This window comes from Cupriavidus sp. IDO (genome assembly GCF_000812465.1).
GTDB lineage: Bacteria > Pseudomonadota > Gammaproteobacteria > Burkholderiales > Burkholderiaceae > Cupriavidus.
Window position 1 is genome coordinate 70,193 of sequence record NZ_JWMA01000034.1, and the last position, 25,202, is coordinate 95,394.

The 25,202-nt window shown below is 66.4% G+C and carries 24 protein-coding genes and 1 tRNA gene; 14 read left to right on the plus strand and 11 right to left on the minus strand.

The genetic code is table 11. The features are described from left to right. Positions 1 to 14 precede the first annotated feature (14 nt). Positions 15 to 677 carry an LON peptidase substrate-binding domain-containing protein gene (locus RM96_RS11335; RefSeq protein ID WP_039010546.1) on the plus strand — a complete coding sequence of 221 codons (663 nt, stop codon included), beginning with the start codon at positions 15 to 17 and terminating at the stop codon, positions 675 to 677. A gap of 20 nt (positions 678 to 697) precedes the next feature. Here RM96_RS11335 and mutY read toward each other — a convergent pair whose 3' ends face one another. From mutY to mutM, 3 genes are all read right to left on the minus strand, one after another. Beyond that, positions 698 to 1,864, minus strand: a complete 1,167-nt coding sequence (mutY, locus tag RM96_RS11340) for an A/G-specific adenine glycosylase (RefSeq protein WP_039010548.1) — start codon at positions 1,862 to 1,864, stop codon at positions 698 to 700. 85 nt (positions 1,865 to 1,949) lie between these two features. Beyond that, positions 1,950 to 3,905 carry a dynamin family protein gene (locus RM96_RS11345; protein WP_039010550.1) on the minus strand — a complete coding sequence of 652 codons (1,956 nt, stop codon included), beginning with the start codon at positions 3,903 to 3,905 and terminating at the stop codon, positions 1,950 to 1,952. 253 nt (positions 3,906 to 4,158) lie between these two features. Further along, positions 4,159 to 5,013 carry a bifunctional DNA-formamidopyrimidine glycosylase/DNA-(apurinic or apyrimidinic site) lyase gene (gene mutM / locus RM96_RS11350; protein WP_039010552.1) on the minus strand — a complete coding sequence of 285 codons (855 nt, stop codon included), beginning with the start codon at positions 5,011 to 5,013 and terminating at the stop codon, positions 4,159 to 4,161. A gap of 140 nt (positions 5,014 to 5,153) precedes the next feature. Here mutM and RM96_RS11355 point away from each other — a divergent pair, with 140 nt between their 5' ends. From RM96_RS11355 to pth, 7 genes are all read left to right on the plus strand, one after another. Continuing rightward, positions 5,154 to 7,046: a tetratricopeptide repeat protein gene (locus RM96_RS11355; RefSeq protein WP_193752430.1), complete on the plus strand. Its 1,893-nt coding sequence runs from the start codon at positions 5,154 to 5,156 to the stop codon at positions 7,044 to 7,046. An 81-nt stretch (positions 7,047 to 7,127) separates the two neighbouring features. Further along, positions 7,128 to 7,742, plus strand: coding sequence for a lipoprotein insertase outer membrane protein LolB (gene lolB, locus RM96_RS11360; protein WP_039010555.1), 615 nt, complete (start codon positions 7,128 to 7,130; stop codon positions 7,740 to 7,742). Continuing rightward, a complete protein-coding gene (gene ispE / locus RM96_RS11365; protein ID WP_039010556.1) occupies positions 7,739 to 8,617 on the plus strand; it encodes a 4-(cytidine 5'-diphospho)-2-C-methyl-D-erythritol kinase in 879 nt (292 codons plus the stop codon). Before lolB ends, ispE begins: the two co-directional genes overlap by 4 nt. A 59-nt stretch (positions 8,618 to 8,676) precedes the next feature. Further along, positions 8,677 to 8,753: transfer RNA gene (locus RM96_RS11370), tRNA-Gln, on the plus strand. Between the two features lie 94 nt (positions 8,754 to 8,847). Further along, positions 8,848 to 9,801, plus strand: a complete 954-nt coding sequence (locus RM96_RS11375; RefSeq protein WP_039010557.1) for a ribose-phosphate pyrophosphokinase — start codon at positions 8,848 to 8,850, stop codon at positions 9,799 to 9,801. 133 nt (positions 9,802 to 9,934) lie between these two features. Beyond that, a complete protein-coding gene (locus RM96_RS11380; RefSeq protein ID WP_039010559.1) occupies positions 9,935 to 10,558 on the plus strand; it encodes a 50S ribosomal protein L25/general stress protein Ctc in 624 nt (207 codons plus the stop codon). Between the two features lie 135 nt (positions 10,559 to 10,693). Continuing rightward, positions 10,694 to 11,290: an aminoacyl-tRNA hydrolase gene (pth, locus tag RM96_RS11385; RefSeq protein ID WP_039010560.1), complete on the plus strand. Its 597-nt coding sequence runs from the start codon at positions 10,694 to 10,696 to the stop codon at positions 11,288 to 11,290. Positions 11,291 to 11,492: 202 nt separating this feature from the next. Here pth and RM96_RS11390 read toward each other — a convergent pair whose 3' ends face one another. The 5 genes from RM96_RS11390 to RM96_RS11410 form a co-directional block, all read right to left on the minus strand. Beyond that, positions 11,493 to 11,753, minus strand: coding sequence for a YfhL family 4Fe-4S dicluster ferredoxin (locus RM96_RS11390; RefSeq protein WP_039010561.1), 261 nt, complete (start codon positions 11,751 to 11,753; stop codon positions 11,493 to 11,495). Positions 11,754 to 11,816: 63 nt separating this feature from the next. Continuing rightward, positions 11,817 to 12,305, minus strand: a complete 489-nt coding sequence (coaD, locus tag RM96_RS11395) for a pantetheine-phosphate adenylyltransferase (RefSeq protein ID WP_039010562.1) — start codon at positions 12,303 to 12,305, stop codon at positions 11,817 to 11,819. A 285-nt stretch (positions 12,306 to 12,590) separates the two neighbouring features. Continuing rightward, entirely contained in the window at positions 12,591 to 13,235 is a 645-nt protein-coding gene (gene rsmD, locus RM96_RS11400; RefSeq protein WP_193752431.1) for a 16S rRNA (guanine(966)-N(2))-methyltransferase RsmD, read from the minus strand. Between the two features lie 55 nt (positions 13,236 to 13,290). After that, positions 13,291 to 14,688 carry a M16 family metallopeptidase gene (locus tag RM96_RS11405; protein WP_039010563.1) on the minus strand — a complete coding sequence of 466 codons (1,398 nt, stop codon included), beginning with the start codon at positions 14,686 to 14,688 and terminating at the stop codon, positions 13,291 to 13,293. A gap of 9 nt (positions 14,689 to 14,697) precedes the next feature. Continuing rightward, positions 14,698 to 16,203 (minus strand): M16 family metallopeptidase, encoded by a 1,506-nt coding sequence (locus RM96_RS11410; protein WP_039010564.1) that lies wholly within the window; start codon positions 16,201 to 16,203, stop codon positions 14,698 to 14,700. Positions 16,204 to 16,263: 60 nt separating this feature from the next. Between RM96_RS11410 and ftsY the strand changes: the two genes are divergently transcribed. Further along, positions 16,264 to 17,418 (plus strand): signal recognition particle-docking protein FtsY, encoded by a 1,155-nt coding sequence (ftsY, locus tag RM96_RS11415; protein WP_039010565.1) that lies wholly within the window; start codon positions 16,264 to 16,266, stop codon positions 17,416 to 17,418. 71 nt (positions 17,419 to 17,489) lie between these two features. On the opposite strand, the gene maiA is transcribed toward ftsY, so the two are convergent. Both maiA and RM96_RS11425 read right to left on the minus strand, forming a co-directional pair. Continuing rightward, the gene (maiA, locus tag RM96_RS11420; RefSeq protein WP_039010567.1) at positions 17,490 to 18,137 is read right to left on the minus strand and encodes a maleylacetoacetate isomerase; all 648 of its coding nucleotides are present in this window, start codon (positions 18,135 to 18,137) and stop codon (positions 17,490 to 17,492) included. A gap of 4 nt (positions 18,138 to 18,141) precedes the next feature. Next, positions 18,142 to 18,843 (minus strand): fumarylacetoacetate hydrolase family protein, encoded by a 702-nt coding sequence (locus RM96_RS11425; RefSeq protein WP_039010569.1) that lies wholly within the window; start codon positions 18,841 to 18,843, stop codon positions 18,142 to 18,144. 260 nt (positions 18,844 to 19,103) lie between these two features. Between RM96_RS11425 and RM96_RS11430 the strand changes: the two genes are divergently transcribed. From RM96_RS11430 to ybiB, 5 genes are all read left to right on the plus strand, one after another. After that, a complete protein-coding gene (locus RM96_RS11430) occupies positions 19,104 to 19,754 on the plus strand; it encodes an ANTAR domain-containing response regulator (RefSeq protein ID WP_039010570.1) in 651 nt (216 codons plus the stop codon). Positions 19,755 to 20,089: 335 nt separating this feature from the next. Next, positions 20,090 to 21,403 carry a CmpA/NrtA family ABC transporter substrate-binding protein gene (locus RM96_RS11435; RefSeq protein ID WP_039010572.1) on the plus strand — a complete coding sequence of 438 codons (1,314 nt, stop codon included), beginning with the start codon at positions 20,090 to 20,092 and terminating at the stop codon, positions 21,401 to 21,403. 62 nt (positions 21,404 to 21,465) lie between these two features. After that, a complete protein-coding gene (gene ntrB / locus RM96_RS11440; RefSeq protein ID WP_039010573.1) occupies positions 21,466 to 22,371 on the plus strand; it encodes a nitrate ABC transporter permease in 906 nt (301 codons plus the stop codon). A 32-nt stretch (positions 22,372 to 22,403) separates the two neighbouring features. Beyond that, entirely contained in the window at positions 22,404 to 23,207 is an 804-nt protein-coding gene (locus RM96_RS11445) for an ABC transporter ATP-binding protein (RefSeq protein ID WP_039010576.1), read from the plus strand. A 101-nt stretch (positions 23,208 to 23,308) separates the two neighbouring features. Continuing rightward, positions 23,309 to 24,307: a DNA-binding protein YbiB gene (gene ybiB / locus RM96_RS11450; RefSeq protein WP_039010577.1), complete on the plus strand. Its 999-nt coding sequence runs from the start codon at positions 23,309 to 23,311 to the stop codon at positions 24,305 to 24,307. A 14-nt stretch (positions 24,308 to 24,321) separates the two neighbouring features. On the opposite strand, the gene RM96_RS11455 is transcribed toward ybiB, so the two are convergent. Beyond that, a complete protein-coding gene (locus RM96_RS11455) occupies positions 24,322 to 25,197 on the minus strand; it encodes a pirin family protein (RefSeq protein ID WP_039010579.1) in 876 nt (291 codons plus the stop codon). Between the last annotated feature and the right edge of the window lie 5 nt (positions 25,198 to 25,202).

Below are 25,202 nucleotides of genomic sequence, written 5' to 3' on the forward strand. Positions count from 1 at the left end.
CTTGCTGGCACCGCATGTCCTCAACCGATCTTCTCCGTCACACCGCTCCCGTCGACTCGACGCCGCTGACGCTGGAAAACCTCCCGCTGTTCCCGCTGCACACCGTGCTGTTCCCGGATGGCCTGTTGCCGCTGCGCATCTTCGAGAAGCGCTACGTCGATATGGTGCGCAATTGCCTGCGCGACGCCTCGCCGTTCGGGGTCTGCCTGATTGCGAGCGGTGAGGAAGTGGCGCGGCCGGACCAGCCCACCGTGCCGGAACCGATCGGTTGCCTGGCCGAGATCGTCGACTGCAATATGGAGCAGCTCGGTGTGCTGCTGATCGAGACGCGCGGCCGCCAGCGCTTCCGCACGGTCAGCCATCACACGCGCGAAGACGGCCTGATGGTGGCGCAGGCGGAACTCCTGCCCAGCGACATCATTGACTGCAAGCTGGAACTGCTGGGCGAATGCCTGGCAGCGCTGCGCCGCATCGTCGCCAGGCTCCACGCCGAACAGCCCGATCGCCTGCCGTTTTCCGAACCCTATCAATGGGATGACCCGAGCTGGGTCGCCAACCGGCTGTGCGAGCTGCTACCCGTGCCGCTCAAGGCCAAGCAGATGCTGATGGCCTTGCCCGATGCAGGCATGCGCATCGAAATCGTCCACAAATACATGCGGCAGCACCATATGGTGTAGCTGCCCGGCTCAGCCCTCCGTCAGAACAAGCCGCCGCGGGCCTGGTCGTCCAGCAGCCTGCGCACCGGTGCAGGCGTGCCTAGTGCATCGAGGTCGTCGAGCGAGAGCCATCGATGCGGCGGGCCGCCATTGGACTCACGCACTTGCAGCGCACCCATGTCTACGCGGATCGCACGGATCAGCAGCCGGAAATGCGTAAAGACGTGCGTCAGTTCGCCCGCCATGTCCGCCCGCGCCGGATCGCCGAAATTTCGCGCGTAGTCGAGCGCCGCCTGCTCCGCGAGCTCGGCATCGAACGGCAGCGTTTCCACGGGTATTTCGGGCAGGCTCCACAAGCCGCCCCAGATGCCGCTGTCCGGACGCAACTGCAGCAATATCTCGCGACCATGCCGCACCAGCAGCATGACGGTGCTGCGCTCGGGGATGGCAGCACGCGGTTTGGGCGTAGGGAGCACGCCTGTCAGGCCCTGACGTCTTGCCACGCAATCCCCTGACAGCGGACAAGCGCCGGCATAGGCGAGGCATGCGGGCTTGCCGCGCGAGCACACCGTCGCACCGAGATCCATCAGGCCTTGCGTGTAAGCAACCATGTCTTCCGCCTGGCGCGGGCCGGGCACGGGCAAGGCGGATTCGGCCAGCTCCCACATGCGGTTCTCGATGGCGCGCTCGCCAGGATGTCCGTGGATCCCGAAGAAGCGCGCGAACACACGCTTGACGTTGCCATCGAGGATCGGCGAGCGAACCCCGGCGCTGAATGCGGCCACCGCGGCGGCAGTGGAGCGGCCAATTCCGGGCAGCGTTGCCAGCACGGCGGGATCAGCCGGAAACTGTCCGCCGTGTTCGCTCATGACCTGCATGGCGCAGCGATGCAGGTTGCGGGCGCGCGAGTAGTAGCCCAGCCCGGCCCACAATGCCATCACTTCGTCCGCCGGTGCCGCCGCAAGCGCGGCGACGGTCGGCAGTTGCGCGACAAAGCGCTGGAAGTATTCAATCACCGCACTGACCTGCGTCTGCTGCAGCATGATCTCCGACAGCCAGATGCGGTACGGATCGCGCGTGTTCTGCCACGGCAGGTCATGCCGTCCGTGCACGCGCTGCCAGTCGACCACGCGTGCACCGAAGTCCGGCGGGACCCGGATGTCGGGCGAAACAGTGGAAACGGCTGAAGAAGCGGACTTGCGGGGCATCGGGGCGAAAATGCTGTGTACGGCGCGCTAAAGCGCAAAAGAAAAAGCGCCGCACTTGGCGGCGCCACATGATACCGCGCGCGGCTCAGGCCACTGCCAGCTGCGCGCCTTCGCCACCGTTGGCGGCCGGACGGAGGATGCGCTGCGAATAGGATTCGATATGCCCGCTGCGCTCGTCCAGGCCGTTGAGCACCTCTTCCAGCTGGGCGATGCGGCTTTCCAGCGTGTCGGTCGCTTCGTGAATGCGCTCGATCGAATCCACGCGCCGGCGCAGCTGCTTCTGGTGCTCGCGCACCTGCGCTTCCAGCGGCGTCATCACCGACTTGAGCCAGACCTCGATATCGCGGTTCAGGTCGCGGAAGTTTTCCAGCACGCGGCTGGCCATTGTGTTGAACGCGTTCTGCACCAGTTGCGGCCGCGAGCGCGTCAGCATATTGACCGTGCCGAAGTGCGTGTGCACCAGCTGCAGCGTCTCCTGCAACTCGCTCACATAGCGTGCGGTGACGAACTGCATTGGCGCCGGCAGCGTAAAGCCGTGCTCGGCGTTGAAGCGGCGATACATGCTTTCGATCAACTGATGCAGCTGGCCGATCTTGTTGTCGGCGTCGGTAATCAGCGCGGTGAGCTGCGCGAACAAGGCGTCCATGTCCTCGCGCAGGCCGCGCGAGAAGAAGCGCTCCTTCATCTGCTCGCGGGCAGTACGCATGGTCAGCCGCACGTCGCGCAGTTGCAGGCTCTTGATGATGTCGGCGCTGTGGCGGCCGAACACCAGCCGCAGTGCCTGGAACTTGCTGATGCTCTGCTCGAACTCTTCCTTCTCGCCCTGCACGCGCATCAGCATGTGCTTGACCATCGCGTGGTTCTTGCCGCGCAGGCCGCGCAGCTCGAACAGCTGCTCGACGATGTCGCGGCGGCGGCTCTGCAGCAGCTGCTGCGCGCCGCGCGCCATGTCCTGCACTGACCGCTGCACCTGGTCCGACACGATCTCGCGGCGACGCGGAATCAGCTGGTCCGACAGCACATGTTCGAATCGCGGCAACCCGCTGCGCGCCAGCAGGTCGTCGTCATGCGTAACCTTGGCAACCAGGCCCTTCTGCGCGGAGACGGGATAGACGCGTGCCTGCTCGATGCCCAGCACCTGGCTGGTGGTGGTGACCTGACGGCTGATCTCCTGCGAGATCTCGGCCGCGTTCTTGAGCGGGTCCCACAGACCGTCGATCTTGTTCAGCACGGCCAGGCAACCACGGCGATGGCCGGCGCCGACGTGGCTGCGCCACAGCTCCAGATCGCTCTTGGTCACGCCGGCATCGGCCGCCAGCACGAACACCACCACGTGCGCATCGGGAATCAGGCGCAGCGTCAGTTCGGGCTCGGTGCCGATTGCGTTGAGTCCCGGCGTATCGAGGATCACCAGCCCCTGGCGCAGCAGCGGATGCGGAAAGTTGATCACCGCATGGCGCCAGCGCGAGATCTCGACCATGCCGTCGGCATCCACTGCGTAGGCGGCGTCGGGATCGTTCTCGTGGTACAGGCCCAGCGATTCGGCTTCGGCCGGCGTCACGCGAACGGTTTCCACCACGTGCTGGAACGCCGCGAGCATGCCCTCGGGCGACGACGGATCGAGCGGCACCGAGTGCCAGTGCGAGGCCGAGGTGCCGGCCTCGAGAAAATCGGCGGTCGAAGCCTCCTGCAGGCGGGTCTCGATCGGCAGCAGCCGGATGCTCGGCGGCTCGGCTTCGTCGTAGCGCAGCTCGGTGGGGCACATGGTGGTGCGCCCGGCCGACGACGGCAGGATGCGGCGCCCGTAGTCGGCAAAGAAGATGGCGTTGATCAGTTCGCTCTTGCCGCGCGAGAACTCGGCAATGAAGGCGACCTTGAGGCGGTCGCTCTTGAGCACGCTCTGGATGCGCTGGGCACGGTCTTCGGCCTGCGCGTCGTAGAGATCGTGCTGCTGCAGCCACGACTGGAAATCAGCCAGAGATTGGAGGACCCCGGTTCTCCAGGCGCCGTATTGTTCAAATTGATGGGCGAGCGTTGTCATGGAGGCTGTTCGGCTGGGTTCGCGATGGGGGCTGCATGACTGGCACACACCCCTGTTCACGCACATGCCGGCTCTGTGACCGGCTGCTTTTGTAACTTTTTATGACTGCGCACAAGATACATGTTTCCTTGGCGCTTTTGTGGAATTCACGTCCCTTGGGACGCGAGTGTTGCGCCAACCCATCGGCGTGCCAGGCGGAAGCGCTTTGTGCGCCATCCGGCCCGCTCCGGACGCCGGCTGTGTCGTTGCGTCCTCAGCGCTGGCAGTGGGGACAGTAGAAGGTCGACCGCTGACCCTGCACGATCTGCCGAACCGGCGTGCCGCAGACCCGGCACGGCTGGCCGGCGCGGTCGTAGACGAAGCAGTCGAGCTGGAAGTAGCCGCTGGAGCCGTCGCTGCCGACGAAGTCGCGCAAGGTGCTGCCGCCGCGTTCGATGGCCTGGGCCAGGGTTTCGCGCACGGCCAGCGCAAGCCGGTCGCAGCGCGCCGGGCCGAGCCGGCCCGCCGGCGTCGTCGGACGGATGCCGGCGCGGAACAGGCTTTCCGAGGCATAGATATTGCCGACGCCCACCACGATGTCCCCCGCCAGTAGCACGGTCTTGATCGCCGCGGTCCGCCCACGGGTATGGCGATGGAGCCAGGCGCCGTCAAAGTGCGGATCGAAGGGTTCGATGCCGAGACCGCGCAGCAAGGGGTGGCCCGGCAGCATCGCTTCGCTGAGCGTGCTCCAGATGATGGCGCCAAAGCGGCGCGGGTCGCGGAAGCGGAGCACGATGTCGCCGCCATTGCCGGCAAGCACGAGGTCAAGGTGATCGTGGATGCCCGGCGCCGGCGCATCTTCATGCACCCGCAGCGTGCCGGTCATGCCGAGGTGGACCAGCAGCCAGCCGGCCGGCTCGGCGGCGGCAGGATCGACGCATTCCAGCAGCAGGTACTTGCCGCGCCGCTCGATCCTCCCGACCACGCGGCCGGCAAGGCGCGCTTCCAGTTCGGGATCGACCGGCCAGCGCAGGCCACGGTGGCGCACCGTCACGTCGACAATACGCCGCCCCACGACGTGCGGCAGCAGGCCGCGCCGGGTCACTTCGACCTCCGGCAATTCAGGCATCGAACCTCTCCGTTAGTTACCGCTCCAAATTCCAGTTACCCGCGCCCCTGCAGGCCTTTGCGGGCGCGCAGCGCATTGTAGCGGCAGGCTACAATGACCCTATCCATTCCCACGCCAGAGCGCGCCGGAGCAACTATTACATGTCGGACCCTATGTCGGACCTCTCGTCGGACCGCCTGGCCTCCTGGACCAAGGCTGCCCTCTTCTGTGCAGGCAGGACTGCCGAACCCGTCACCCGGACCCGGCGCCACGCACGTGCGCTGGCTGCCGCAGCCTGCCTTGCAATCGCCTCGCTCGGGGTCAGCCACGCTGCCACTGCGGACCTCAAGCTGGCCGCCGCCGAAGGCGAGCGGGCGCCGGCAGGCAAATCGGCCAAGGCAGCGCTGCCGGCGGTCCCGCTTACCTCGGACATCCTGTACATGGTGATGGCGGCCGAGATTTCCATGCAGCGTGGACTGGTGGGGCCGGCCTATCGCACCTATATGGAGCTGGCGCGTTCCACGCGCGATCCGCGCTTCGCGCAACGCGCCACCGAGATCGCCTTCAATGCGCGCGTTCCGCAGCAGGCGCTGGATGCCGCGCGGCTGTGGAACGACATCACGCCCGGCTCGCCCGCGGCACGGCAGGTCCTGTCCACGCTGCTGGTGCTCAACGGCCGCTGGACCGATGCCAGGCCCTTCCTGGCGCAACAGCTCGCAGGCGTGCCGGCCAGCCATCGCGGCGACACCATCCTGCAATTGCAGCAGCAGACGTCGCGCACCAGCGATCCGGCCGGCGCAGCCGCGCTGTTGCAGGAGCTGACCAGCAATGACACGCGGCTGCCGGAAACCCATCTGGCCCTGGCAAGGGCAAGGGAGATCGCCGGCGATAACCCCGGCGCGCTGACCGCGCTGGATGAAGCGCTGCGCCTGAAGCCCGACTACGAGCCAGCCGCGCTGATGGCGGCGGAACTGCGCGCGGAATCCGAACCCGACAAGGCCGTCTCCGGCCTGCAGAGCTTTCTGGCCAAATCGCCGGACTCCGTCAATGGCCACATCACGCTGGCGCGCCTCTACCTGATCCGCAACGACATGCAGTCGGCGCGGCAGGAGTTTGAGACGCTGCGCAAGGTGGCCCCGACCGATCCCCGCGTGCCGCTGGCGCTTGGCCTGACCAGCCTGCAGTCGAAGAACTATGACGAGGCCGAGGTCTACCTGAAGGAATACCTGCAGCTGGCCGAGAAGATGCCGACCGCCAATCCGGACATCGCCTACCAGTACCTCGCCCAGATCGCGGAGGAAAAGAAGGACTATCCCGGCGCCATCCAGTGGCTCGACCGCATCGAGGACAGCCGCCTGGCACCGGCGGCGGCCGCCAAGCGCGCACAGCTGCTGGCCCGCATGGGCAAGCTCGACGATGCACAGGCCATTTTCGGCGACCTGCTCAGCGACGCAGAGGATATTCCTGATCCCGGCCAGCGCGCGCAGCGCATGGTCGCCGTGCGCCAGGCGGAAGTCGCCACGCTGATCGAGTCCAAGGCCTACGACCGCGCGCGCAAGGTGCTGGACGAGCGCGTCCAGGCCGAGCCCGACAACGCCGACTGGATCTATGAGCTTGCCATGCTCGACGAGCGGCAAAAGCGCTACGACAGCATGGAAAAAGGCCTGCGCAAGGTCATCGCGCTGCAGCCCGAGCAGAAGCAGGGCTACAACGCCCTTGGCTACTCGCTGGCCGATCGCAACGAGCGCCTGCCCGAAGCCCGCAAGCTGCTTGAACGCGCTTCCGAGCTGGGCCCGGACGATCCCTACATCATGGATAGCCTGGCCTGGGTCAAATTCCGCATGGGCGAGTTGCAACCTGCTGCCGAACTGCTCAAGAACGCCTACGCCAAGGCGCCGGAGGCCGAGATCGGCGCCCACCTCGGCGAAGTCCTCTGGCAGCTCGGCCAGCGCGAAGAAGCGCGCAAGACCTGGACCGACGCCGCCAGGCTCGAGCCGGACAACGAAACCCTGGTCGAGACCCTGCGCCGCTACAACGTCCTGCTGTCCAAGTAAGCAGCGTTTGTCCGGGACTTCATTGTCTCTGCCCTGTCCGGCTGCCCCAGCGGCGGCCGGACCCGCCTTCCGATATTGCCCATGATCCGATCCCGCCGTCTGGCCCTGCTTTGCCTGGGCGCGCCGCTCTGGCTGGCTGCCTGCGCCAGCGTCGCGCCCACGCGCAACTTCGATACCGGTGAAACCGCTCGTTCGGAGCACTACACCGGGCGCTTTGCCGCCAACTATGTGCGCTACGGGCGCGACGAGGGCGTGCAGGGCAGCTTCCGCTGGGAAGAGCAGGGCCGCAACGTGAGGCTCGACCTGGTGTCGCCGCTGGGCCAGACGCTCGCCGTCGTCACCGCCACGCCGTCCGGCGCCACCCTGGACCTGCCCAACCAGGCCCCGCGCAACGCGCCCGAGGTCGACAGCCTGATGGAAGAAGCGCTTGGCTTTGCGCTGCCGGTTGCCGGCATGCGCGACTGGCTGCACGGCCGTCCCGCGAAGGGCGCACCGGCCAAGGCCACGCGCGACGCGCAGGGCCGCCTCGAAACGCTGGCGCAGAACGGCTGGACGGTGCGCTACGTCGCCTGGCAGGACACGCCGGAAAATGCGGCGGGCGCCGCCGCGCGCCCGCGCCGCATCGACCTGGCCCGCGACGGTGCCGCCAATCCGCTCTCGGTACGGCTCGTGATCGATCCGGAGGCGGCGCCATGACGGCTATCGCCAGCCTTCCGCCGCCCGAACTGCGCGATTGCCCGGCGCCAGCCAAGCTGAACCTGTTCCTGCACGTGACCGGCCGCCGTCCGGACGGCTATCACACGCTGCAGACGGTATTCCAGCTGATCGACTGGAGCGACACCCTGCATTTCCGCCGGCGCGATGACGGCGTCGTCACGCGCGTGACGGACATTCCCGGGGTACCGGCCGAGACCGATCTCGTGGTGCGCGCCGCCCGCGCGCTGCAGGCAGCCACCGGCACGAAGTTTGGCGCGGATATCGCCGTCGACAAGGCGCTCCCGATGGGCGGCGGCATCGGCGGCGGCTCGTCCGACGCGGCCACCACCCTGCTCGCGCTGAACCACCTGTGGGGACTGGGGCTGCCGCGCGCGGAACTGATGCGGATCGGCCTCGCGCTGGGTGCCGACGTGCCGGTCTTCGTGTTCGGCCAGAATGCGTTTGCCGAGGGCGTGGGCGAGGAACTGACCCCGGTCGAGCTGCCGCAGAGCTGGTTCGTCGTCATCCATCCGCGCCAGCATGTACCGACTGCTGCAATTTTTTCGGACGGGCGCTTGACAAGGAATACGCCAATCTCTATAGTTGCGGACTTCGCTGCTTGCACAAACAAATTCGATTTCGGTCGCAACGACCTGGAACCGATAGCAACAGCGAAGTTCGGCGAAGTTGCCCGAGCCCTGGAATGGCTGAAGCAATACAATCAGCAAGCCAGGATGACCGGTTCCGGAGCCTGCGTGTTTGCGCGTTACCCTGACGCGAGAACGGCGCAGCAGGTCCTGGAGCGGTTGCCTCCCGAATGGGACGGCAGGTGTGTGAGGAGTCTGGCACATCACCCGCTCGCAGCGTTCGCATAGCAGGTTATTGTTCGGCGCGGTATCGTAGTCAGGTGCCACGAAGAACAGCAAGGTTGTGTAGGGGAGTCGCCAAGTTGGTCAAGGCACCGGATTTTGATTCCGGCATTCGAAGGTTCGAATCCTTCTTCCCCTGCCATTACATTTCTATAGTGTCCTCACGGACCCTCAGGATCAGTCACCGGCTTTGCCGGTGACACCAAGCTCCCCCAGCAGCAAGACAGGTGCCCCGAATGAGCAGCGAAGGCTTGATGGTATTTACCGGCAACGCCAACCCCAAACTCGCGGAGGCTGTCGTACAGCACCTCGGCATTCCGCTGGGCAAGGCGCTCGTTGGCCGCTTCTCCGACGGAGAAGTTCAGGTCGATATCCAGGAAAATGTCCGCGGCAAGCACGTCATCGTGCTGCAGTCCACCTGCGCGCCGACCAACGACAACCTGATGGAACTGATGGTGATGGTCGATGCACTCAAGCGCGCTTCGGCCCGCAGCATCACCGCCGCCATGCCCTATTTCGGCTATGCCCGCCAGGACCGCCGCCCGCGTTCTGCGCGCGTGGCGATCTCGGCCAAGGTCGTGGCCAACATGCTGGAAGTGGCAGGCGTCGAGCGCGTCCTGACCATGGACCTGCACGCTGACCAGATCCAGGGCTTCTTCGATATTCCCGTCGACAACATCTACGCTTCGCCGGTCCTGCTGGGCGACCTGCGCGAGAAGAACTACGGCGACCTGCTGGTCGTGTCGCCGGACGTCGGCGGCGTGGTCCGTGCCCGTGCACTGGCCAAGGAACTGAACTGCGACCTGGCGATCATCGACAAGCGTCGTCCGAAGGCCAATGTGGCCGAAGTGATGAACATCATCGGTGAAGTCGACGGCCGCAACTGCGTGATCATGGACGACATGATCGACACCGGCGGCACGCTGTGCAAGGCGGCCCAGGTGCTGAAGGAACGCGGCGCGCTGAAGGTGTTCGCCTACTGCACACACCCGGTGCTGTCCGGCGGCGCGGCAGCGCGCATTGCCGACTCGGCGCTGGACGAAGTGGTGGTGTGCGACACCATCCCGCTGTCCGACGAAGCGGCCAAATGCGGCAAGATCCGCCAGCTCTCGACCGCCCCGCTGCTCGCCGAGACCTTCACGCGCATCGTCAAGGGCGACTCGATCATGTCGCTCTTCGCGGGTTCCTGATAGAATTTAAGGCTTTACTGCGTTGATCGCCAGTCATCTGGCGGTCAACGTGACTTGATCGGCGCAAACTACGAACTGCGCCGCAACAGCTGGCTGTCTGGTCGCGGACAGCCTTCTTACTTTTGGAGTCATCATGAAAGTTGTCGCTTTCGAGCGTAGCGTACAGGGAACGGGTGCGAGCCGCCGCCTGCGCAATTCGGGCAAGACCCCCGGCATCATCTACGGCGGCGCCGCCGAGCCGAAGATGATCGAACTGGATCACAACGCACTGTGGCACGCCCTGAAGAAGGAAGCGTTCCACTCGTCGATCCTGGAACTGGAAGTCGCTGGCAAGTCGGAACAGGCCCTGCTGCGCGCATTCCAGATGCACCCGTTCAAGCCGCTGGTTCTGCACGTCGATTTCCAGCGCGTGTCGGCCAACGACAAGATCCACGTCAAGGTGCCCCTGCACTTCATGAACCAGGAAACCGCTCCTGGCGTGAAGCTGGGCCACGGCATCATCAACCACATCCTGAACGACCTGGAAGTATCGTGCCTGCCGGCCGACCTGCCTGAGTTCATCGAAGTGGATCTGGGCAACGCAGAGCTGGGCCAGACCATCCACCTGTCGGACGTGAAGCTGCCGAAGGGCGTGACCGTGATCACCCACGGTGACGACAACCCCGCCGTCGCCAGCGTCTCGCTGCCGGCCGGTGGCGTGTCGGCTGCCGAGGGCGAGGAAGGCGGCGAAGCCGCTGGCGAAACGCCGGCTGCCTAAGCTGTCCCTCGCAGCGTGCGGTCCCCGGACCGCACCAGAAGAAACCGCCGGTTCCGCCGGCGGTTTTTTTTCGGCTATGCTTGGCGCCTGCGGGCCCTGCGGGTAGCCTGCGCCGTCATCCAACCTGTTCAACGCATGATCAAGCTCATCGTCGGCCTCGGCAATCCCGGTGCGGAATACGAGGCCACCCGCCACAATGCCGGCTTCTGGCTGGTGGACCAGCTCGCCCGCATGGGCGGCATCACGCTGCGCGTGGAGGGCCGCTTCCACGGGCTGGCAGGCCGTGCACGCCTGTGGGACCAGGAGGTCTGGCTGCTCAAACCTTCCACGTTCATGAACCGCTCCGGACTGTCCGTGGTGTCGCTGGCGCGCTTCTACAAGATTTTGCCTGACGAGATCGTCGTCGCGCATGACGAGATGGACCTGCCGCCCGGCGCCGCCAAGCTCAAGCGGGGCGGCGGCACCGGCGGCCACAATGGCCTGAAGGACATCGCGGCGCATCTCACGACCCAGGACTACTGGCGGCTGCGCCTTGGCGTCGGCCATCCGCGCAACCTGCCCGGCGGCGCCGCGGGCGGGCGCGAGGATGTCGTCAACTACGTCCTCAAGCCGCCTCGCCGCGAAGAGCAGGAAGCCATCGACGAGGCCATCGACCGCAGCATCGATCCGCTCGGCCTGCTGGCCAGGGGCGATGCAGAACGCGCGATGGCGCAGCTGCACACCGCGCGCTGAGGGCGTTCCAGGCCGGTTTTGCGACAGCATGATCAAGAACTGGCCGGATGCCGCGAAGCCGCCGCGCTCGTCCACCATCATGGCGCGCAGGACCGACGACAAGCCGATGGGCGCCTTACGCATCTCCCCGGCAAAGCAAAGCCCCCGTCACCTTGCGGTGACAGGGGCTTTTGGTTTCCTGCGCCGAACTGCGGGCGAACGCTCAGGCCGCGTGCTTCGCTGCCGTCAGAAGACGGTAACGCTGCATCAGTACTTCATGGGTCTCGACCCGGTTCGGATCCTTCGGGATGCATGCCACCGGGCAGACCTGCTGGCATTGCGGCTCGTCGAAGTGGCCGACGCACTCGGTGCACTTGCCGGGGTCGATCTCATAGATCTCGGGCCCCATCGAAATGGCTTCGTTCGGGCACTCGGGTTCACAAACGTCGCAGTTGATGCAGTCGTCGGTGATCATCAGCGCCATGGTGTTTCCTTCCAGCTGACACGCCCGCGCCCGACTGGCCGCGAATCGACGTATCTCAACACGTTATTCTACGCCTTTGCCGATTTTCTCTTGCAGCCAGCGCTCGACCGACGGGAACACGAACTTGCTCACGTCGCCGCCCAGCACCGCGATCTCGCGCACGAAGGTGCCGGAGATGAACTGGTACTGGTCCGACGGCGTCAGGAACATGGTTTCCACGTCCGGCAGCAGATAGCGGTTCATGCCCGCCATCTGGAACTCGTACTCGAAGTCCGAGACGGCACGCAGGCCGCGCACGATCACGCGCGCATTGTTCTTGCGGACAAAATCCTTGAGCAGGCCTGAGAATCCCTCGACCCGCACATTGGGATAGTGCCCGAGCACCTCACGGGCGATGCTGATACGCTCTTCGAGCGAGAAGAACGGCCGCTTGTTGGGGCTGTGGGCGACGCCGACCACCAGTTCGTCGAAGATGTTCGACGCACGGCGAACCAGATCTTCGTGTCCCCGGGTCATGGGATCAAACGTGCCGGGATAGACCGCGACGACCATACTTCCTCCTTGATCTGCTCGCTGCCGGCCCTGCATGGACCGCCTCGTCAGCCGGCCGGGCCGGTGTGGGCACTGCGTCGCGAGCGTTATAACAGCGGCGTAGTGTAACCCTAAATGCGCCACTTGGAAGACGACTGCCTGCGGTTTTGCCGCATTGCATCAGCAAAGGCACCCTTGCGCTGCGCGGAAGGCCGACGGGTGCCCCCGGGGTCGCATGACCGGACTTAGAACCCATTTCACAATGAAGAAGGGGCGCCTTCTTCATTATGAAATTGAAATGGGTTCCTAACCCTGCCCGTTCGGCGCCGCCCGATGCTGCAACAGATGAAAGTACACCGCGCCCGCCCTCGCCTGCCGCACGATCTCCAGCGATGCCGGTACCGGTGCATCGGCACCGGTGAGGGTCCGGTCGGTTTCCACATACACCGCGCCACCGGGACGCGACAGCCTTGCCGCATGCTCCAGCGCCGGGCGCAGCCAGTCTTCGGCAAACGGCGGATCCAGGAAAATGACGTCGAAACTGGCATCTGGCATCTGGGCGGCAAGGGCAAATGCATCGCCCTGCACTACGCGGACCTGGCTGGCGTCGAGCCGGTACTGGTTGTCGCGCAGTTGCCTGGCGACGCGCGGATTGGCTTCCACCAGGGTCACCGCCGCCGCGCCGCGTGACGCGGCCTCGAAGCCCAGTGCGCCGGAGCCGGCGAACAGGTCCAGGCAGGTCAGGCCGCTCAGGTCCTGCCCTAGCCAGTTGAACAGGGTCTCACGCACGCGATCGGGCGTGGGGCGCAGGCCCTGGGCGTCCGGCACGGGCAGCAATGTGCGCTTCCAGCGCCCGCCGATGATGCGAACCTGGGACGGCGCCTGGCGCGGCGCCGGGGAAGAAGATCGCCCGCTCGCGGCGGGCGAAGGAGATCGGGAACGCGAATTCATCCCGTGATTGTAGAGCCTGCCGGCGCGCAAGCGCGCGCGGCGGGTTCGGCCGGTCTCATTGCCCGCCCGCTTGCTTGCCCACGGTTTGCGACGACACCGGCCCGCCCACGATCACCGTCGCCATGGCATCCGGGTGCACGTGGCGCTCGAATGCCGCCTTCACCTGCTGGCGCGTCACCTTGCCGATCTGCGCGGTCCAGGTGTCGAGGTAGTCCAGCGGCAGGCCATACCAGCCGATATTGGCGACGTTGGTCAGCAGCTTGCGGTTGTTGTCGATGCGCAGCGGGAAGCCATTGATGAGGTTGTCCTTGGCCGCCTTGAGCTCGGCGTCGGTCGGGCCCTGCGCGACGTAGCGGGCCAGCACCTGGCGCACCAGCGCCAGCGCCTCGTTGGTCTGCTCCTTCTTGGTCTGCAGGCCGATGCCGAACGGCCCCGGCTGCTTGGACGGCGCGAAGTAGCTGTCCACCCCGTAGGTCAGGCCGCGCTTCTCGCGCACTTCGTCGGTCAGACGCGAGCTGAAACCGCCGCCGCCCAGCACGTAGTTGCCGACCAGCAGCGCGAAATAGTCCGGGTCACCGCGTGCGATAGCGGGCTGGCCCATCGCTACCGTCGCCTGCTGCGCCGGATGCGGCACGCGCTGCTCGCTGGCGGGGATGGTCATCTGCACCTGCGGCAGGGTCGGCGCCGGAACGCCTTGCGGCAGGCCACGCGTGAGCTGCTCGGCGATGGCCTCGGCCTGCTTGCGGTCGACCGCGCCAATCAGCGTCACCACCGCGCGCGAGGCGGTGTAGTTGTCACGCCAGAACTTCAGGATGTCGTCGCGCGAGACTGACTCGACGGTCGCGGGCGTCGCCGAGACGCCATAGGGATGGCTCGGGTAAATCGCTTTCGAGAGCATCTTGTCGGCAATCACGCCCGGCTTCGCATCGGCTTCGCGGATGGCGGTGATCAGGCGCTGCTTCTCGCGGCCGACCACGGCGTCCGGATAGGTGGGCGCCTTGATCAGCTGTCCCGCCAGCGCAATGGACTGATCCAGTTCGGGCTGCGCCGTCAGCGTGCGCAGGCCGATACCGCCGCGATCGCCGCCAGCGGCGCCGCCGAAGACGGCACCGGTATCGGCAAAGGCATCGGCAATCTGCGCCTCGTTGCGGGCGGGCTGACCGTCCTGCGCGGCGGCGCCCTTGTCCAGCAGCGCGGCCGTCAGCGTCGCCAGCCCTGCCTTTGCCGGCGGGTCGTAGCGGCTGCCGGCGTCGAAGTCGATATTGATGTCGAGCATGGGGATCGACGGGCTGTGCACGTAGTACACCTGCGCGCCGGTGGAGGCGGTCCAGTGCTCGATGGGGATGGCGGCATTCGCCAGTTGCGCGGCCAGGATGGCCGCGGCACCGCAAACAGTGCCGGCGAGCTTGCGAACCAGGCGCGGCGACGCAATCGTGATGACAGGCAGGGACATCGTCGCTCCTCAGTGGCGCAGGCCGGCAGGGACCTGCGTCTTGGGCTTGTTGGGGTCGATCGGCTGCGGCACCAGCGTGGCCACGGTCAGGTTGTCGTCGCTGAAATATTTGGCGGCAACGGCCTGCACCTGTGCCGGCGTGACTTCCTTGATCTTGTCGAGCATGCGGTCGATCTGCCGCCACGAGATGCCCGAGATCTCCGCCACGCCGATCTCCATGCCCTGCCCGAACACCGAGTCGCGCTTGTAGATCTGGCTGGCCACCACCTGCGCCTTCACGCGCTTGAGCTCTTCGGCCGAGACACCGTCCCTGGCGATGCGCTGGATCTCCTCGCGCAGCGCGCGTTCGATCTGGTCGGTGTTGTGGCCGTCGGCGGGCGTGCCGTCGAGCACAAACAGCGATTCGCCGCGGTTGATGCTGTCGTAGCCCACGTTGACGTCATCGGCCAGCCGCTGCTCGCGCACCAGTTCGCGCGTCATGCGGGCATTGTCGTAGCCATTGAGGACGGCCGACAGGACTTCGAGCGCATAGGGATCGGCGTCTTTCTCCACATCGCGCAGGCGCGGCACCTTGTAGGCCAGCACCACATACTGGTTCTCGGCCGGCGCCTTGACCCAGATCCGCTTGACGCCCTTCTGCACCGGTTCGATCTGGTCCTTGCGCAGCGGCAGCGGGCGCGCCTTGAGCTTGCCGTAGTAGCGCTCGGCCATCGCCCTGACTTCCGCCGGCTTGACGTCGCCGGTGACGATCACCGTCGCGTTGTCCGGCACATACCAGTTGCGATACCAGTCCTGGACGTCTTCCACCCGCATGTTGACCAGGTCGTCCATCCACCCGATCACCGGATGGCGGTAGGCCGCGGCGGTATAGACCGTGGCCAGCAGCTGTTCGTACACGGTGCCGCGGGCGGAGTCGTCGGTGCGCAGGCGGCGCTCTTCCATCACCACCTTCATCTCGCGGTCGAACTCGTCCTTCCTGATGATCAGGTTGGCCATGCGGTCGGCCTCCAGCTCCATCATCTTCGGCAGGTATTGCTTGCCGATCTGCTGGTAGTACAAGGTGAAGTCGCGGTTGGTCATGGCGTTCTCGCGGCCGCCGAGTGCCGCCACCTGCTTGGAGAACTCGCCCACGCCGACCTTGGGCGTGCCCTTGAACATCATGTGTTCCAGCATGTGGGCCACGCCGGTGGTGCCACTGACCTCATCGATGGCGCCCGCCCGGTACCAGATCTGGTGCGCGACGGTGGGCGCCCGGTGGTCTTCCTTGACGATCAGCCGCAGTCCGTTGGACAGCCGGTATTCCGTGGTGCCCTGCTCGGTCGCCCCGACCGGCACGGCCTGACCGGACAGCGCGGGCGGCGCGGCCACGGCAGGCTGTGCCTGGACCGGCATGGACCAGGGCAGCGTGGCGAGCAAGAGGGCGGGAAGGAGGCGCCGCGCCAGATGCACGGCGCAGGCGGGAAGGGACTCAGGCCGGGCGGCGTCCGCTCCGGTCACGACAGCGCAATGGTTCATGCGACCCCGTCTGCTAGAATTTTGGCGATTGATTCTACCGGGGTATTGACCCCTTTCCCAATGTTTAGTTTCTGGAAGAAGCGCAAGGCCGAACCCGCCCCTGCGTCCGCCGAAGTGCAAGCTCCGGCACCGGTTCCGGCTCCCGCTCCCCTTTCCACCCCGGTTCCCGCCGCAACGCCCGCTGAAACAACCGTTGCGGCACCCGTGCCGGTACCGGCTGCCGCCCCGGCTGCGGCAGCCGCCCCGCAACCGGCTCCGGCCGAGGAGCTGGAGCTGGAGCTGGAGCTGACGCCGCCGCCGGCCCCGACGGCCGAGGCGAGACAGGGCTGGATGCATCGCCTGCGCACCGGCCTGTCCAAGACCAGCCGCAATATCGGCACGCTGTTCGTCGGCGTGAAGGTCGACGAAGCGCTGTTCGAAGAGCTGGAAACCGCGCTGCTGATGGCCGACGCGGGTGTCGAAGCCACCGAATACCTGCTCGGCGAGCTGCGCAAGCGCGTCAAAAGCGAGCGCATCGAGTCAGCCGAAGGCGTCAAGGCCGCTCTGCGCACGCTGCTGACCGACCTGCTGCGCCCGCTGGAGAAATCCATGGCGCTGGGCCGCGAGCAGCCGCTGGTGATGATGATCGCGGGCGTCAACGGCGCCGGCAAGACCACCAGCATCGGCAAGCTGTGCAAGCATTTCCAGCGCTATGACCAGTCCGTGCTGCTGGCCGCCGGCGACACCTTCCGCGCCGCCGCCCGCGAGCAGCTGACGATCTGGGGCGAGCGCAACAACGTCACCGTGGTGGCACAGGAAAGCGGCGATCCCGCCGCAGTGATCTTCGACGCGGTCAACGCGGCGCGTGCGCGCGACATCGACATCGTGATGGCCGACACCGCCGGGCGCCTGCCCACGCAGCTCCACCTGATGGAAGAGCTCAAGAAGGTCAAGCGCGTGATCAGCAAGGCCATGCCGAACGCCCCGCATGAAGTGCTGCTGGTGATCGATGCCAACACCGGCCAGAACGCGCTGTCGCAAACCCGCGCCTTCGACGACGCGCTTGGCCTGACCGGCCTGATCGTAACCAAGCTCGACGGCACCGCCAAGGGCGGCATCCTGGCGGCCATTGCCCGCCAGCGTCCGGTGCCGGTCTACTTCATCGGCGTCGGCGAAAAGGTAGAAGACCTGCAGCCGTTCAAGGCCGACGAGTTCGCGGACGCGCTGCTGGGCTGAACTCCAGTGTCGTCAGAAAGCAAAAGCCCCGGCAAACCACCGGGGCTTTTTCATTGCAACCCCTCTGCGGCTTACTCTGCGTCGGGCTGCGATCCAGGTTGTGCCCGCTGGAAAGCCGGCAACTCCATGCACGCCTCATAGATCTTCGCGATCACCGGAAAGCGGCCCACGTCGATGTTGAAGCGCTGTGCATTGAACACCTGCGGCACCAGGCAGATATCGGCCAGCGTCGGCGTGTCGCCAAAGCAGAAGCGGCCAGCCTTGCCGCCGCGCTCCAGGTTGGTCTGCAGCGAGCCGAAGCCCAGCTCGATCCAGTGCCGGTACCACGCGTCCTTGACCTCTTCGGCCGTGCCCACCGTGTGCTTGAGGTACTTCAGCACGCGCAGGTTGTTCAGCGGATGGATCTCGCACGCGATCTCCAGCGCCAGGCCGCGCACATAGGCGCGGTCCAGTGCCGTGCCGGGCAGCAGCTTCGGCTCGGGATGGACCTCGTCCAGGTACTCGACGATCGCCAGCGACTGCTGCAGCGTGTGGTCGCCGTCGATCAAGGTCGGCACCAGGGCGTCGGCGCTGATCGCGCGGTATTCCGGCTTGAGCTGCTGGCCGCCCTCCCTGACCAGGTGGACCGGCACGTACTCGTACGGCAGGCCCTTCAGTTCCAGGGCGATGCGCACGCGGTACGAGGCCGAGCTGCGGAAATAGCTGTAAAGCTTGAGCATCGGATCAGGCCACCTTGATCGTCAGGTCACCCACGCCGCCGACGTGGCACTGCATGACGTCGCCCTTCACCACCGGGCCCACGCCTTCGGGCGTGCCGCTGAAGATCAGATCGCCGGGCTGCAGTTCGAACAGCTTCGACAGGTAGGACACCATTTCCGGCACCGACCAGATCAGGTCCGAGAGGTCGCCGCGCTGCTTCTCCACGCCATTGACAGACAGCGTCACCGCGCCCTTTTCCGGATGGCCAATGGCGGATACCGGCACGATCGGGCCGATCGGCGCGGACCGGTCGAACGCCTTGCCGGTTTCCCAGGGACGCCCGGTCTTCTTCGATTCGTTCTGCAGGTCGCGACGGGTCATGTCGAGGCCTACGGCATAGCCGAATACATGGCTGGCCGCCTGCTCCACCGCAATGTCCTTGCCGCCCTTGCCGATGGCCACCACCAGTTCCACTTCATAGTGGCAATTGCTGGTGCCAGGGGGATACGGGAAGGTGCCTTCCGTGCCATCCGCGACATAGCTCACCGCATCCGACGGCTTGCAGAAGAAGAACGGCGGCTCGCGGTCAGGGTCCGAACCCATCTCACGGGCATGTGCGGCGTAGTTGCGGCCCACGCAATACACGCGGCGCACCGGGAAGCTTGCGTTGCTGCCGCGGACGGGCACGCCAACGGGCGCCGGCGGGGCAAACACGAATTCGGTCATGCATCTCTCCAGACTTGTTCTGATGTGCACTGCGCCGGGAAAACAGGCGTCGCCAGCAGACGCCCCCGCGCAGCAGGGCAACAGCATACACCGCGCCGACGGCCTGCGTACGACGGCATACAGTGAATATGGGTAACCCCGAACCCTGCAATCAGCGCCTGGTCCGGCGCATCCGCCGCGGCCGGGCGACGGCAGCCGCACCCCCGTCCCTCCAGGACCCGGCGCGAATATTGCTTGGGGAGTGCAACCCAATCAGAACCATGACCCGCCGCCACCCGCCCCCTCCGAGCCCGACCAGTCCGCCTGGCCCGACGTCAGCCGCGGGCAGCCGCTCCCTGCGCATCCTGCTGGTGCGGGATCCGCATGATGCCAGTCCGCTCAATGTCGAGACCATCCGCGCCGGCCTGGTCAGCGCCGGCTTTGCCGAGATCGAGATCGTGGATGCCGACCTGCGGCTGCCGGACGTGATTACCGCCAGCCAGCCCGATCTGGTCATCATCGCTTCGGAATCCGCGGCGCGCGACACCATCGAGCATGTCTGCGTCTCGACACAGCACGCACCAAGGCCGATCGTGCTGTTCACCGACAACGACGACTCCCAGCGCATCAAGGCGGCGCTGTCCGCCGGGATCACCGCCTATATCGTCGATGGCCTGCGGGCCGAGCGAGTCAAGACCGTGCTCGATGTGGCCTACGCCCGCTTCGAGCTGGACCAGCAACTGCGTGCCGAACTCGATGCCACCCGCCTGAAACTAGCCGAGCGCAAGGTGGTGGAGCGCGCCAAGGGCCTGCTGATGCAGGCGCGCGGCATCAGCGAGGACGAGGCCTACAAGCGCCTGCGCAGCATGGCGATGGAACGCGGCCTCAAGCTGGTCGAAGCGGCCCAGCGCGTTATCGATGTGATGACTTGACCATGCTGCGGCGGTGCGTGCCGCCGCACGTCGCTGGTGCAATGCACAAATCTGGCGCTGCCTGCCGGCGGCGCCACCCTTCTTCGTTCCGGCCCGCCTTGCCGGCGGCCGCGGCATGCCCTGATCGCGTCTTTTTGCCCTCTTGCTGCACGGTTCTGCACTGGCACACCACTTGCGTTACACGAATATCGGCCAACGAGGGCCGATCAACATTCGATGCACGCGGCCAACGTGGGCCGCATGACATCACGGACAACGGCGTCCTGAACTGCATCCCTGTTTTCTGGCGAAGGCGGGGTTGCGGATCGGGACGCTTTTTTTCCTGGAGCCTTGCAATGCCCTCTCGCCTCAAGATTGCCAAGCCGCTGCACGCGGCGGTCAATGCCTCCGATGCAGCCGCCGACGCGGTGCCCGCCAGCAACGGGCGCCGCCGCGTGCTGGCCACCTTCGCCGGCGCCAGCGTGATGACGCTGGTCGACCCGCTGGTGCGCGCCGGGGCATGGGCGGCGGGCTCGGATGCGCCGGAAAAGCCGGAGGTGCGCATCGGCTTCATTCCCCTCACGGACTGCGCCTCGGTGGTGATGGCCTCGACGCTCGGCTTCGACAAAAAGCACGGCATCAGGATCACGCCGACCAAGGAAGCCTCCTGGGCAGGCGTGCGCGACAAGCTGGTCAACGGCGAGCTGGATGCGGCGCACGTGCTGTACGGCCTGATCTACGGCGTGCAGCTGGGCATCGGCGGCCCGAAGAAGGACATGGCCGTGCTGATGAGCCTGAACCACAACGGCCAGGCCATCACGTTGTCGTCCAAGCTGGCCGAGAAGGGCGTCAAGGACGGCGCCAGCCTGAAGGCGTTGATGATGAAGGAAAAGCGCGACTACACCTTCGCCCAGACCTTCCCCACCGGCACGCACGCCATGTGGCTCTACTACTGGCTGGCGGCCAACGGCATCAACCCGATGCAGGACGCCAAGGCCATCACCGTGCCGCCGCCGCAGATGGTGGCTAATATGCGCGTGGGAAATATGGACGGCTTCTGCGTGGGCGAGCCGTGGGGCGCGCGCGCCATTGCCGACAAGATCGGCTTCACCGTGGAAACCACGCAGGCAATCTGGAAGGACCATCCCGAGAAGACGCTCGGCACCACCGCCGAGTTCGTGCAGAAGTACCCCAACACCGCGCGCGCGATGGTGGCGGCCGTGCTGGAGGCATCGAAGTACATCGACGCCTCGGCCTCGAACCGCCGCAAGACGGCCGAGACGATTGCGGCCAAGTCCTACGTCAACACCGACATGGACATCATCCTGGACCGCATGCTGGGCCGCTACAACAATGGCCTGGGCAAGACCTGGGACGACCCCGATGCCATGAAGTTCTACCAGGACGGCTCGGCCAATTTCCCGTTCCTGTCCGACGGCATGTGGTTCCTGACCCAGCACAAGCGCTGGGGCCTGCTGAAGGACCACCCGGACTATCTGGCGGTAGCGAAGCAGGTCAACCGCATCGACCTCTACAAGCAGGCCGCGGCCGCCGCGCAGGTGCCGCTTCCCAAGAGCGACTTCCGCAGCGCGAAGCTGCTCGACGGCGTGGTGTGGGATGCCACCAGGGATCCGAAGGCCTATGCCGACGGCTTCAAGATCAAGGTCTGACGCCCCGCGCACCGACCGTGCCGAAATTTCGCAGCGCCCTGCCCCACCCATAGGAGCCAGACGTGAATGCCATCGCCCAATCCACGCCAAAAGGCGCATCCCTTGCCACGCAGGCCGATCCTGACGCCAGCGAGCGCTCCCGGCGGCGCGAGCTGGAGATTGCCGCGCAGGCGCGCCGCACAGAGCGCCGCGAAGCCCTGGCCGCACTCGTGCTGAAGGCCGTACCGCCAGTCTTCGGCTTTGCACTGTTCGTGCTGGCCTGGCACGGCATCGCCACCATGATTCCGGCAATCCCCACGCCTGCTGCAACGTGGAACGCCGCCGTGCCGCTCTTTGCCGATCCGTTCTATCGCAACGGGCCGAACGACCAGGGCATCGGCTGGAACGTGCTGGCTTCGCTGGCGCGCGTGGCGGCAGGATTCGGGCTGGCGGCAGTGGTCGGCATTCCGGCCGGCTTCGTGATCGGGCGCTTTGCCTTCCTGAACGCGATGACGGCGCCGGTCATCAGCCTGCTGCGGCCGGTCTCGCCCCTGGCATGGCTGCCGATCGGACTGCTGCTGTTCAAGGCCGCCAACCCGGCCGCGATCTGGGCCATCTTCATCTGCTCGATCTGGCCGATGGTGATCAACACCGCAGTAGGCGTCACGCGCGTGCCGCAGGATTACCTCAACGTGGCACGCGTGCTGGACCTGTCCGAGTGGAAGGTGTTCACGCGCGTGCTGTTTCCGGCCGTGCTGCCCTATATGCTGACCGGCGTGCGGCTGTCGATCGGCACGGCCTGGCTGGTCATCGTCGCCGCGGAAATGCTGACCGGGGGCACCGGCATCGGTTTCTGGCTGTGGGACGAATGGAACAACCTGAAGGTGGAGCACATCGTCATCGCGATCTTCGTGATCGGCATCATCGGGCTGGTGCTGGAGCACGCGCTGCTGGCGCTGGCCAGGCGCTTCAGCTACGGCAACAGCTGACGCACCGGCCGCAATCATCAGGGAGCAACGCCATGAACAAGTTCGTCAGCATTGAAAACGTGGGCCAGACCTTCAAGACGCGCAAAGGGCCGTTCGTGGCCCTGCGCGATATCAACCTGAGCATTGCCGAAGGCGAGTTCATCACGCTGATCGGCCATTCGGGCTGCGGCAAGTCGACGCTGCTGAACCTGATCGCCGGACTGGCCACGCCCACCAGCGGCGCGCTGATCTGCGCCGGCCGCGAGATCGCCGGACCGGGGCCGGAGCGCGCGGTGGTGTTCCAGAACCACTCGCTGCTGCCGTGGATGACCTGCTTCGAGAATATCCACCTGGGCGTGGAGCGCGTGTTCGGCGCCACCGAAAGCAAGGCGCAACTGAAGGCGCGCACGCAGGAAACGCTGGCGCTGGTGGGGCTGACCCATGCCGAGAGCAAGTATCCGCACGAGATCTCCGGCGGCATGAAGCAGCGCGTGGGTATTGCGCGCGCGCTGGCGATGGCGCCCAAGGTGCTGTTGATGGACGAGCCCTTCGGCGCGCTCGACGCTCTCACCCGCGCCCACCTGCAGGACGAGCTGATCAAGATCGTGGCGCGCACCCGCAGTACCGTGGTGATGGTCACGCACGACGTGGACGAGGCCGTGCTGCTTGCCGACCGCATCGTGATGATGACCAACGGCCCGGCCGCCACTATTGGCGAGATCCTCGGCGTGGACCTGCCGCGCCCGCGCGACCGCATCGCACTGGCCGACGACAAGACCTGGCACGCCTGCCGCACGGCGGTGCTGGACTTCCTCTACCGCAAGCAGCGCAACCCGGCCTTGCAGGAAGCCGCGTGAGCGCCGCGCCGGTCGCGCGCGGGTAGGCATGCCGAAGATGGGCGGAGCCGACGTGCTCCGCTATCATGAATCCAGACCAAAACCATCCCACGCCGTCGCCCATGACTACGCCTACCGTCACTCCCTTCCCCGCCGCCCGCTTCATCAAGGAAATCGGCCGCGGTGTCAACGGCGCGCGCGCCCTGCAGCGCGAGGACGCACACGCGCTGTTCGACGCCATGCTGGCCGGCCGCGTCTCCGACCTGGAACTGGGCGCGGTGCTGATGGCCTACCGCATCAAGGGCGAGGCCCCGCACGAACTGGCCGGCATGCTCGAAGCCGCGCACGCGCACTGCCAGCCGCTGGCCGCGCCGCCCGATCGCCAGGTGGTGGTGATCCCGAGCTACAACGGCGCCCGCAAGCAGCCCAACCTCGTGCCGCTGCTGGCCCTGCTGCTGGCGCGCGAGGAGATCCCGGTGCTGGTGCATGGCTCGCGCCTCTTCAATGGCCGCGTGACGAGCCTGACGCTGTTCGAGGCGCTGGGTATCCCGCTGTGCACCTCGACCGCAGAGGCCGAATCGCAGCTGCACAACGGCAATGGCGACCATGGCCCGCTGGCCGTGCTGCCGGTGGACGTGCTGTCGCCGGGGCTGTCGCAGTTGCTGGAGCGGCGCAACGTCATCGGCCTGCGCAATTCGTCCCATACCGTCGCCAAGATGCTCCAGCCGGTGGGCGAGCATTCCCCGGCCGAAGCCCTGCGCCTGTACAGCTACACCCATCCGGAGTACCGGGAAACCCTCACCGACTATTTCTCGAACGAGCCTGCCAACGTTTTGCTTGCACGCGGCACCGAGGGCGAAGTGGTGGCGGATGCGCGGCGCGCCAGCCGCATCGACTGGCTGCACGACGGCCACCAGCAGACGCTGGTGGATCCGACCGCCGGTTCGCTTGGGGAAGTGCCGGAATTGCCGCAAGGCAGCGACGTCGACCAGACCGTCGCCTGGATCCGTCGCGTGCTGGATGGCGAGGTGCCGGTGCCCAGCCCGATCGCCACCCAGGTGCGAGCCATCCAGGAATGCCTGCGCCAGGGCACGCGCGTGGCCTGGGCCAGCCCGCTCTGAGCGGGCGGATAACGTCAGGCCTTGCGCGGAGGCAGCGGGATGCGCTCGGTTTCGCCCGGCACGTGCGGGAACTGGTCGTCTTCCCAGCGCCTGGCCGCGGCATCGATGGCTTCCTTGCTGCTCGCGACGAAATTCCAGTAGATAAAGCGCCTTCCGTCGGTCGGATCGCCGCCAAGCAGCATCACGCGCGAGGGCGCCATGGCCGACAGCGTCACCGTCTCGCCCGGCGTCAGCACGACCAGGTGCTCGGCCGGCAACGCTTCGCCGTCCAGCGCCACGCTCCCGTCCACCGGGTAGATGCCGCGCTGCGCATGTTCAGGCGGAATCACCAGGCTGGCGCCGGCATCCATCTCGATCGCCACGTACAGGGTGCGGCTGAACACCTTCACCGGCGCGGTCTTGCCGAAGGCATCGCCGGCAATCACGGTCATCCGCACGCCTGGCTGCTCGATCTTGGGCAGCGTGGCGCCCGGATGGTGGTGGAAGGACGGCGCTTCGTCCTCGTGCGCCTTGGGCAGCGCCACCCAGGTCTGGATGCCGTGCAGGCGCGCACCGGCCTCGCGTACCGTGTCCGGCGAGCGCTCGGAGTGCACGATGCCGTTCCCCGCCGTCATCCAGTTGACGTCGCCGGGCCGGATCACCTGCTCGCTGCCCAGGCTGTCCCTGTGCACGATCTCGCCCTCGAACAGATAGGTCACCGTCGCCAGCCCGATATGGGGATGCGGACGCACATCCGCGCCCTGGCCAGGCGGCAGCGCCACCGGACCCATATGATCGAAGAAGATGAACGGGCCGACGGTCTGGGTGGCGGCCGCGGGCAGCAGGCGGCGCACGGTGAAATCGCCCAGGTCCCGCACGTGGGGCTTGAGCAAGTGTTCGATGGCAGACATAGGTC

Coding starts and splice junctions, on each gene's coding strand:
- RM96_RS11455 (WP_039010579.1), bottom strand. CDS start 25,197: ATGTCTGCCATCGAACACTTGCTCAAGCCCCACGTGCGGGACCTGGGC.
- ispE (WP_039010556.1), top strand. CDS start 7,739: ATGACGGCTATCGCCAGCCTTCCGCCGCCCGAACTGCGCGATTGCCCG.
- mutY (WP_039010548.1), bottom strand. CDS start 1,864: ATGCCCCGCAAGTCCGCTTCTTCAGCCGTTTCCACTGTTTCGCCCGAC.
- RM96_RS11345 (WP_039010550.1), bottom strand. CDS start 3,905: ATGACAACGCTCGCCCATCAATTTGAACAATACGGCGCCTGGAGAACC.
- lolB (WP_039010555.1), top strand. CDS start 7,128: ATGATCCGATCCCGCCGTCTGGCCCTGCTTTGCCTGGGCGCGCCGCTC.
- RM96_RS11425 (WP_039010569.1), bottom strand. CDS start 18,843: ATGACCGAATTCGTGTTTGCCCCGCCGGCGCCCGTTGGCGTGCCCGTC.
- RM96_RS11375 (WP_039010557.1), top strand. CDS start 8,848: ATGAGCAGCGAAGGCTTGATGGTATTTACCGGCAACGCCAACCCCAAA.
- RM96_RS11410 (WP_039010564.1), bottom strand. CDS start 16,203: ATGAACCATTGCGCTGTCGTGACCGGAGCGGACGCCGCCCGGCCTGAG.
- RM96_RS11355 (WP_193752430.1), top strand. CDS start 5,154: ATGTCGGACCCTATGTCGGACCTCTCGTCGGACCGCCTGGCCTCCTGG.
- RM96_RS11435 (WP_039010572.1), top strand. CDS start 20,090: ATGCCCTCTCGCCTCAAGATTGCCAAGCCGCTGCACGCGGCGGTCAAT.
- RM96_RS11445 (WP_039010576.1), top strand. CDS start 22,404: ATGAACAAGTTCGTCAGCATTGAAAACGTGGGCCAGACCTTCAAGACG.
- ybiB (WP_039010577.1), top strand. CDS start 23,309: ATGACTACGCCTACCGTCACTCCCTTCCCCGCCGCCCGCTTCATCAAG.
- rsmD (WP_193752431.1), bottom strand. CDS start 13,235: ATGAATTCGCGTTCCCGATCTCCTTCGCCCGCCGCGAGCGGGCGATCT.
- pth (WP_039010560.1), top strand. CDS start 10,694: ATGATCAAGCTCATCGTCGGCCTCGGCAATCCCGGTGCGGAATACGAG.
- RM96_RS11405 (WP_039010563.1), bottom strand. CDS start 14,688: ATGTCCCTGCCTGTCATCACGATTGCGTCGCCGCGCCTGGTTCGCAAG.
- coaD (WP_039010562.1), bottom strand. CDS start 12,305: ATGGTCGTCGCGGTCTATCCCGGCACGTTTGATCCCATGACCCGGGGA.
- RM96_RS11390 (WP_039010561.1), bottom strand. CDS start 11,753: ATGGCGCTGATGATCACCGACGACTGCATCAACTGCGACGTTTGTGAA.
- mutM (WP_039010552.1), bottom strand. CDS start 5,013: ATGCCTGAATTGCCGGAGGTCGAAGTGACCCGGCGCGGCCTGCTGCCG.
- ftsY (WP_039010565.1), top strand. CDS start 16,264: ATGTTTAGTTTCTGGAAGAAGCGCAAGGCCGAACCCGCCCCTGCGTCC.
- RM96_RS11380 (WP_039010559.1), top strand. CDS start 9,935: ATGAAAGTTGTCGCTTTCGAGCGTAGCGTACAGGGAACGGGTGCGAGC.
- maiA (WP_039010567.1), bottom strand. CDS start 18,137: ATGCTCAAGCTTTACAGCTATTTCCGCAGCTCGGCCTCGTACCGCGTG.
- RM96_RS11430 (WP_039010570.1), top strand. CDS start 19,104: ATGACCCGCCGCCACCCGCCCCCTCCGAGCCCGACCAGTCCGCCTGGC.
- RM96_RS11335 (WP_039010546.1), top strand. CDS start 15: ATGTCCTCAACCGATCTTCTCCGTCACACCGCTCCCGTCGACTCGACG.